Below are 7,553 nucleotides of genomic sequence, written 5' to 3' on the forward strand. Positions count from 1 at the left end.
AGCGGTGTTGCAGGCGTTATATCTTCCAGCAATTTCAGGTATACAGGATGCAGGTTTTGGTTGTTGATAGCGCAGGTGCAGACGGTTATATTTTTAAATGCTTTTATAAGATGTACCTGGTTAGGGTGCATATAGATTACAGAAGGCGCCTTAATGTGGTGTTTCCTGAAATCAATTTCAATGGTAACCGTCCCTTTTTCGAGCAGGAAGAATGAATGGAAATCGTGGCGGTGGGCTACTTCCGCTTCTGTGAATAGCTGTAAGTCCACGATTAGTATTCTTTCTACGGTAATACCAACGTTTTCTCCGTCGTCAAAGTAATTTACCGGGATAGATGTAGTTCTCTTTGCCATTGCTTTAATTCATTTCCCGGCTGGAATATACAGCTTTCCCTGAAAAAATGCTGAACACGTACAATGACAGATTCGGCTAAATCAAAAGCGGATTTGGATAAACCTTTTTGATACACGCAGGTGATCTTTGCAGTAGCAAAAGAAAAATAGTATGCGTGTATTTGTTACAGGAGCCACTGGCTTCATTGGTACTGCCATTGTGCAGGAATTGATAACCGCAGGCCACCAGGTGCTTGGCCTGGCCCGGTCAGAGGCCTCCGCTCAAAAGCTGCAGGAAGCAGGTGCGGAAGTGCTTCGCGGCGACCTGGAAGACCTGGATAGTTTGCGTACAGGGGCCCGCGAAACCGACGGTGTTATTCATGCCGGGTTTATTCATGATTTTACCCGCTTCGCGGAAGTTTGCGAAGTAGATAAACAAGCAATAGCCACTATTGGCGAAGTATTAGCCGGTTCTAACCGCCCATTGATTGTTGCCTCCGGCACGGCCCTTGTTAGCCCGGGAAAAACCGCCACTGAAGACATTATTCCGCCTTTAAATCCTGCCTGGCCCCGTGCTTCCGAGCAAGCGGCAGATGCTGTATGCCGGCTGGGCGTGCGTGCGGCCGTGGTCCGTTTGTCGCCCTCCGTACATGGTGATGAGGATAAGCACGGGTTTATTCCCATATTGATCAACACTGCCCGCGGGAAAGGTTTCTCTGCTTATATCGGCGAAGGGCTCAACCGGTGGAACGCCGTACACCGGCTGGATGCCGCTCACCTGTTCCGCCTGGCGCTTGAAAATGCCATACCCGGCGCCCGTTATCATGCGGCTGCTGAAGAAGGGATAACAGTGAGGTCTATTGCGGAGGCCATAGGCAAACAGCTCAATATCCCGGTACAATCAATTGCGCCTGATGCCGCGGCCGGCCACTTTGGCTGGTTTGCGCAAATGGCTGCCATCGACTGCCCCGCATCCAGTAAATTAACGCAGGAACGGTTGAACTGGCGCCCTGCGCATTCAACATTGCTTACAGATATTGAAAACGGCATCTATACAAAGTAACAGCTATGAAAATCATTGTAACCGGTTCTTTAGGGAACATCAGCAAACCGCTGGCAGCAACGCTGGTTGCCCGGGGTCACCAGGTAACCGTAGTTAGCAGCGATCAACAAAAGCAGGCGGCTATTAAGGCCCTGGGCGCCATACCAGCCATTGGTTCCATCTCCGATGTGAGGTTCTTAACCGATACCTTCAAAGATGCAGATGCCGTTTACGCCATGATTCCCCTGAACTTTACGGAACCAGACCCGGGCGGCTATCTGCGCAGGATGGCACAGAATTATGTACAGGCTATAAAAGAGACAGGCGTTGGACGCGTGGTGTTGCTGAGTGGCTGGGCGGCCAACCTCGTTAGCGCCGAAAATACAGAAGATATTTTCGACGATTTAAAAACCTCGTTAACGATCATGCGCCCCGCTGCCTTTTATACCAATTTTTACCAGTCGATGGACCTGATCAAAGGCAAAGGCTTCATTGGCAAATTCCTGACGCTGCGGTATGCGGGGCTTTGGGCCTTACTTACCGGGAGAACCGGTTTACTGATGGGAAATTATGGCGGAGATGACAGAACTGTCTTTGTATCGCCGGAAGATATCGCGGATGCCGTGGCAGAAGAACTCTTATTACGCCCCGAAAAAAGAACGGTCCGTTATGTAGGCAGCGAGGAAATGACCTGTAATGAAGCAGCAAAGATCATAGGCACAGCGGTAGGCAAACCCTGGCTGAAATGGGTGCTACTGTCTGACAAAGCTATGCTGCAAGGCCTTAAGATGGCCAAAGTGCCGGAGAAAGTGGCAGAAACCCTGGTAGAAATGCAGGCAGCTATCCATAGCGGCAAAACCCTGGAGAACTTTCACCGGAACAAACCTAAAATGGGTAAGATCAAACTGACCGATTTTGCAAGGGAATTTGCAGCAGCTTATCACAGAAGTAATTAACTTTATGGAGATGAACAGCCAACAGATCCTTCGCTTCAGTACGATCACCGAGTATCACCGGGCCGCGGGGTTACCCAACCCTGCGCACCCACTGATCAGCGTGGTGCATATGGACGACATTAAGCAGCCTATCGCCAATATTCCTTTCAGCCTGATTTTTGATTTTTATTCCATCTCACTAAAAAAAGTACATCAAACCAGGTTTAAGTATGGGCAACAGGCAAGCGACTTCGACGAAGGGGTATTGTTCTTCATGTCGCCCGGCCAGTTATTCGGTATTGACCTGCCCCACGATTTTAGTGAGTTAGAACGGCCGGAAGGCTGGATGCTATTGTTTCACCCGGATCTTATCTGGAATACTCCACTGGCTAAAAATATCAAACAATATGAGTTCTTCAGCTATTCGGTATCCGAAGCACTTTATCTTTCTGATAAGGAAGAAGCCATGCTTACCGCCATTGCCAACCAGATTGAACAGGAGTACAACGCGAACATAGACCGCTTCAGCCAGAACGTAATCATCGCCCAGATTGAACTACTGCTCACTTATTCAGAAAGGTTTTACCAACGGCAATTCGTTACCCGGAAAGTGGCCAGCCATGAAGTGCTTTCCCGCCTGGAAGACTTCCTGGCCGGGTATTTCAGCAGCGGCGAACTGGCCCGAAAGGGTTTGCCGAGTGTTACGCTCATTGCAGAAACCTTAAATATTTCACCGGGTTACCTGAGCAGCCTGCTCAAATCCCTTACCGGTCAGAGTACGCAACAGCATTTGCACAATAAACTGATAGAGCTGGCAAAAGAGAAACTCTCTACTACAAATCTTTCTGTAAGCGAAATCGCCTATGAACTGGGATTTGAACATCTGCAGTCATTCAGCAAATTATTCAAAACGAAAACGAATCTTTCCCCGATGGAGTTCCGGCAATCGTTTAATTAATGGCCATAGATGGATACTATCCGATAGGTTAATTGTATATTTGCCGGATGGTTTTGTTGTCAATGGTGGGTTGAAGCTATCGTTATAATGCGTCCGGCCATCCAGCCAGGTCAAAATCAATTGTATGAGCCATCATTTTGAAACACTTAAGGCACACCTGGCGAACTTTGCCGCGTTAAATGAAAAGGATATCGCTGACAGCCATATGTTCTGGAGGACCAGGGATATCAAAAAGGGTGATTTCTTTAATATGCAGAACATGGTCTGCAACGACCTGGGATTGGTTGTTAAGGGCATTTTCCGGATCTATTACGCAGACCCGGACACAGGTGACGAAAAAAATATTTTCTTCTTTTCGGAAAACCAGTTCCTTGTTTCCTTTCGCAGCTTTATTACCCGTAAGATCTGTCATTATTATATCCAGGCTATGGAAGATTCGGAGATCATCTATATAGCCTATCGTGATCTGAACAGCCTTTACGAGACCTATTCCAACTGGGCCAGGTTTGGGCGGTTACTCGCAGAATTATTCTTTACCTATTCGCAAACCCGCACTGAAGAGCTGCTTTTCATAACACACGAAGAACGGTTTATACGCTTACTGGATGAGCATCCAAATATTATTAACCGTATCCCGGCGTATCATATTTCCTCGTATCTGGGTATCACTAATCCATCTTTAAGCCGTATACGTAAAAGGATAAACCGTTAATAGCTATCCTATAAATGCGACCTGCCTCATAACTGGTCGCATTTTTTGTGCCCTCATGCACATCTCCACAAAAACTATTTTTATTTTCTTCCTGCATTATTATCGCAGTGGTGATTTTTATTTTCGGTCGACAATAAGTAGGCAAACATCTCAAAATAATCATATTAGAACAGTAGATTCCTATTAAAACGCTAGTTATTATTTATGATCAGACACCTTTAAACGGCGCTTGTACAGGAAGCGTTGAATGCACCACAAATTCTCAATAACCATAACTATCTTAAAAAAAACCCGTATGTCAAACCCAATTGAAGCCGTAAACGGCTTGATGTCGCCTTTTGCTGTCACCACGTTATCGGATAATGACAGGCAAAAGATCCTGTATGAATTTACTGATACCAAATGGTCTTACCCGGAAAGGGAAACCCTTCTTTCCCTGTTTGAAGAACAGGTATTGCTGCATCCTGAACGGGTAGCTGTCAGTTATTTAGGGCAGCAGCTTACCTACCGGGAGCTGGAAGAAAAAAGTAACCAGCTGGCACATTATCTCTCTGCCAATGGCGTAAAACCGGGCATGCTTGTCCCCATCTGGCTGGATCGCTGCAAGGAGTGGGTGGTAGCCATTATTGCCGTATTAAAAACAGGCGCCGCATATGTGCCTGTTGATCCTGCCTACCCGTTAAAAAGGGCAGCGTATATCTTTTCTGATACGGAGGCGGTGATGATCATCACAAATAAAGCCAGAGGAGCGCTCCTGGAAGCCGAAACAGATGCCGCCCTGTTATACGCAGAAGAGTTCGGCAATATTACACAGATGCCGGTTTACAGGCCGGACATAGATGTCCGCGATAGCGATGTTGCTTACGTGATCTATACTTCCGGCTCTACAGGGAAACCCAAAGGGGTGGTTGTCAGGCAGCAGGCTATACAGCATCTTATCAGCTGGCATAATAAGAAATTTGCTGTTAGTTCCACGTCAAGACTTAGCCTGGTAGCCGGCCTGGCATTCGATATCTCTATATGGGAAACCTGGTCTGCCTTAGCTGCAGGCGCCGCCCTGTTCATTGCCACAGACGAAGAACGAACCAGTGTTGCCGGTCTTGGTGACTGGTACCTGCGTAACAAACTTACCCATGCTTTTGTGCCTGCGGTAATGGCCCCGGAAATGGTAACATACACCCGGCAGTTGAATGGCCTGGCATTGCAATACCTGTTTACAGGAGGGGAACAGCTGAAACCGGTGCTCACTGCCGGCTTGCCGTACCAGCTGATCGATTATTACGGGCCTACAGAGTGTACAGTATTTGTTACCTATAAAAAGGTAAAAGAGGAGAACGGGCAGTTTATATCTACTATAGGCAAACCTGTGGCTAATACCCGTGCGTATATCTTGGGAGATAACCAGGAAATGCTGCCCATAGGCGCTATCGGAGAGCTTTGTATCGGCGGTGTGGCGCTGTCGGCAGGATACCTTCATAACGAAGAGCTAACCTCCCGGAAATTTATCCCCGACCCTTTCCTCCCCGGTGAAAAAATATATCTCACCGGCGATCAGGCCCGATGGCTGCCGGATGGCAATATACAATTCCTCGGAAGGATGGATAACCAGGTTAAAATCCGGGGTTTCCGGGTAGAGCTGGGGGAGATAGAGCGCACGCTGATGTCTGTTCCAGGGATTAAAAATGCAACCGTCATTACAAAAGACAATGCTGGAAATAATAAATACCTGGTGGCATTTATTACTGAAGAAACAGGCAATATAGCAGTTAACATTCCGGAGATCCGGCAGCGGTTGCGCCAGGATCTTCCGGGTTATATGATACCGGCCCAGATCATCCCGCTAAAGGAAATGCCGCTTACCGAAAACGGGAAAACAGACAGGGCACGCCTTGCAGCCATAGCAACCGAACACCTGCAGGATATCCGCGTGGCGGAACCGCCTACCAATGACACAGAGCGGGCTATTGCCGATATTTGGTCCGACGCGCTGGGCCGCCCCGGCATAAACATTACGGATAACTTCTTCGATATCGGGGGAGACTCATTACTGGTAGCAGTGGTGGCAGTGCGCTTAATGGATAAGCTCGGGATAAAGGTATATCTCCGCGATATTTACCAGTACCCCGTTTTACAACAGCTGTCTGATGCCATGATTGCCAGGGCAAAAGAAGTGGCCGTACTTCCCGAAGAAGATATGGAACCGTTTGTAGAACTGGAAAATGACGTATACCTGGCTCCGGGTACTGTTTTCGCTGGCGGCTTTGACCCCGGGGTATTGAAAAACCCCGCTGCCCTGCTGCTTACAGGTGTTACCGGCTTTGTGGGCATACACCTGCTGGAAGAACTGTTGCAAAGCACTTCTGCCAATATCTACTGCCTGATAAGGGCCCAGGACGAATTTCATGCGATGGAGAAAATTGACCGCTGTGCCGCAAAGTTTAACGTGAGCGGTATAGCTGCATTCCGTAAGCGGATCATCCCTGTCATCGGCGACCTGTCCAAACCATCCCTGGGATTGGATGAAGAAATGTTCGGCTTCCTCAGTAATGCGATCGACGTGATCTATCATTCCGGCAGCTCGGTAAATTTCATAGAGCCATACTCCTACATGAAGGCCCCCAATGTAGATGGGCTCAGGGAAATCATCCGGCTGGCAGGGGCAGGCAGAACCAAATGCCTGGCGCTGATGTCAACTATCTCTGTATATAGCTGGGGACATGTGTTCACCAATAAAACGGTGATGCTGGAAACAGATGACATTAAACAGAACCTACTGGCCGTAAGTAAGGATATTGGTTATGTAAGAAGTAAATGGGTGATGGAAGCCATTGCGGACCTGGCCGCCAGCAAAGGTTTGCCGTTGATCACTTACCGGCTGGGTTATGCCATGTGCCATAGCCGCACCGGCGCCAGCGCACCTTACCAGTGGTGGTCCGGCCTTGTAAAAAATTGTATTGAATTTAAATCGTTCCCGCAGCTTACAGAATTGAGGGAAGGACTCATCACCGTTGACTACATGGCGAAAGCCGTTGCCCACATCACAAAGAATGCAGCCGCCATCGGCAAAAAATTCAACCTGATAGCCAGGCCAGAAACGAACCTTACATTGGAAGATTTCTTCGCGCTGATAAAGAAATATTATCCTTTCACTTTAAACGGGATTCCTTATAAAGAATGGAGGAAACAATGGGAAGATGACAGCAGGAACCGGTTATTCCCTTTAACAAGCCTGTTTAAGGATAATATGCATGAAGGGCTGTCTACCGTGGAACTATACCAGCACACCTATGTTTGGGATTGTACACATGTGACCCGTTTCCTGGAAGGCTCCGGCATTGAGGAACCTGTTTTTGATAAGCAATTGCTGGACAACTACCTGAAGTATCTTAAACTGCTTCCGGAAAATAAAAGCAGTATTTAGTTATTAGCTTTTAGCGGCAACTATCGTTGCGGGAGAGGGCTGTGCAGAAGCGCAGCCCTCTTATGTTATAAGCTCCTGTTTTGTTCTTAACGTTAATGCTATCCTGTAATGCATCCAGTCCGGCACATCATTGGCACTGAGCTCAATTTCCTT

At 47.8% G+C, this 7,553-nt stretch carries 6 protein-coding genes; 5 read left to right on the forward strand and 1 reads right to left on the reverse strand.

The window, feature by feature from the left end:
* On the reverse strand, window positions 1–353 hold a 353-nt coding region (locus VN105_RS06365), incomplete at its 3' end, for an AraC family ligand binding domain-containing protein (RefSeq protein ID WP_325639040.1).
* A gap of 151 nt (window positions 354–504) precedes the next feature.
* Between VN105_RS06365 and VN105_RS06370 the strand changes: the two genes are divergently transcribed.
* The 5 genes from VN105_RS06370 (at window position 505) to VN105_RS06390 (ending at window position 7,400) form a co-directional block, all read left to right on the forward strand.
* Complete coding sequence (locus VN105_RS06370; protein WP_325639042.1) at window positions 505–1,395, forward strand: SDR family oxidoreductase; 891 nt, start codon at window positions 505–507, stop codon at window positions 1,393–1,395.
* Between the two features lie 5 nt (window positions 1,396–1,400).
* Window positions 1,401–2,330 (forward strand): NAD(P)H-binding protein, encoded by a 930-nt coding sequence (locus tag VN105_RS06375; protein ID WP_325639043.1) that lies wholly within the window; start codon window positions 1,401–1,403, stop codon window positions 2,328–2,330.
* Window positions 2,331–2,340: 10 nt separating this feature from the next.
* Complete coding sequence (locus VN105_RS06380; protein WP_325639044.1) at window positions 2,341–3,267, forward strand: helix-turn-helix transcriptional regulator; 927 nt, start codon at window positions 2,341–2,343, stop codon at window positions 3,265–3,267.
* 124 nt (window positions 3,268–3,391) lie between these two features.
* Window positions 3,392–3,979 carry a Crp/Fnr family transcriptional regulator gene (locus VN105_RS06385; protein ID WP_325639046.1) on the forward strand — a complete coding sequence of 196 codons (588 nt, stop codon included), beginning with the start codon at window positions 3,392–3,394 and terminating at the stop codon, window positions 3,977–3,979.
* Between the two features lie 295 nt (window positions 3,980–4,274).
* Window positions 4,275–7,400, forward strand: a complete 3,126-nt coding sequence (locus VN105_RS06390; RefSeq protein ID WP_325639048.1) for an amino acid adenylation domain-containing protein — start codon at window positions 4,275–4,277, stop codon at window positions 7,398–7,400.
* The last annotated feature ends 153 nt before the right edge of the window (window positions 7,401–7,553 follow it).

It is taken from the genome of Chitinophaga sp. (genome assembly GCF_035564935.1).
Lineage (GTDB): Bacteria > Bacteroidota > Bacteroidia > Chitinophagales > Chitinophagaceae > Chitinophaga.

What these genes read in the sequence shown, in the direction of transcription:
- VN105_RS06380 (WP_325639044.1), top strand. Translation starts at nt 2,341, where the DNA reads ATGAACAGCCAACAGATCCTTCGCTTCAGTACGATCACCGAGTATCAC.
- VN105_RS06370 (WP_325639042.1), top strand. Translation starts at nt 505, where the DNA reads ATGCGTGTATTTGTTACAGGAGCCACTGGCTTCATTGGTACTGCCATT.
- VN105_RS06390 (WP_325639048.1), top strand. Translation starts at nt 4,275, where the DNA reads ATGTCAAACCCAATTGAAGCCGTAAACGGCTTGATGTCGCCTTTTGCT.
- VN105_RS06375 (WP_325639043.1), top strand. Translation starts at nt 1,401, where the DNA reads ATGAAAATCATTGTAACCGGTTCTTTAGGGAACATCAGCAAACCGCTG.
- VN105_RS06385 (WP_325639046.1), top strand. Translation starts at nt 3,392, where the DNA reads ATGAGCCATCATTTTGAAACACTTAAGGCACACCTGGCGAACTTTGCC.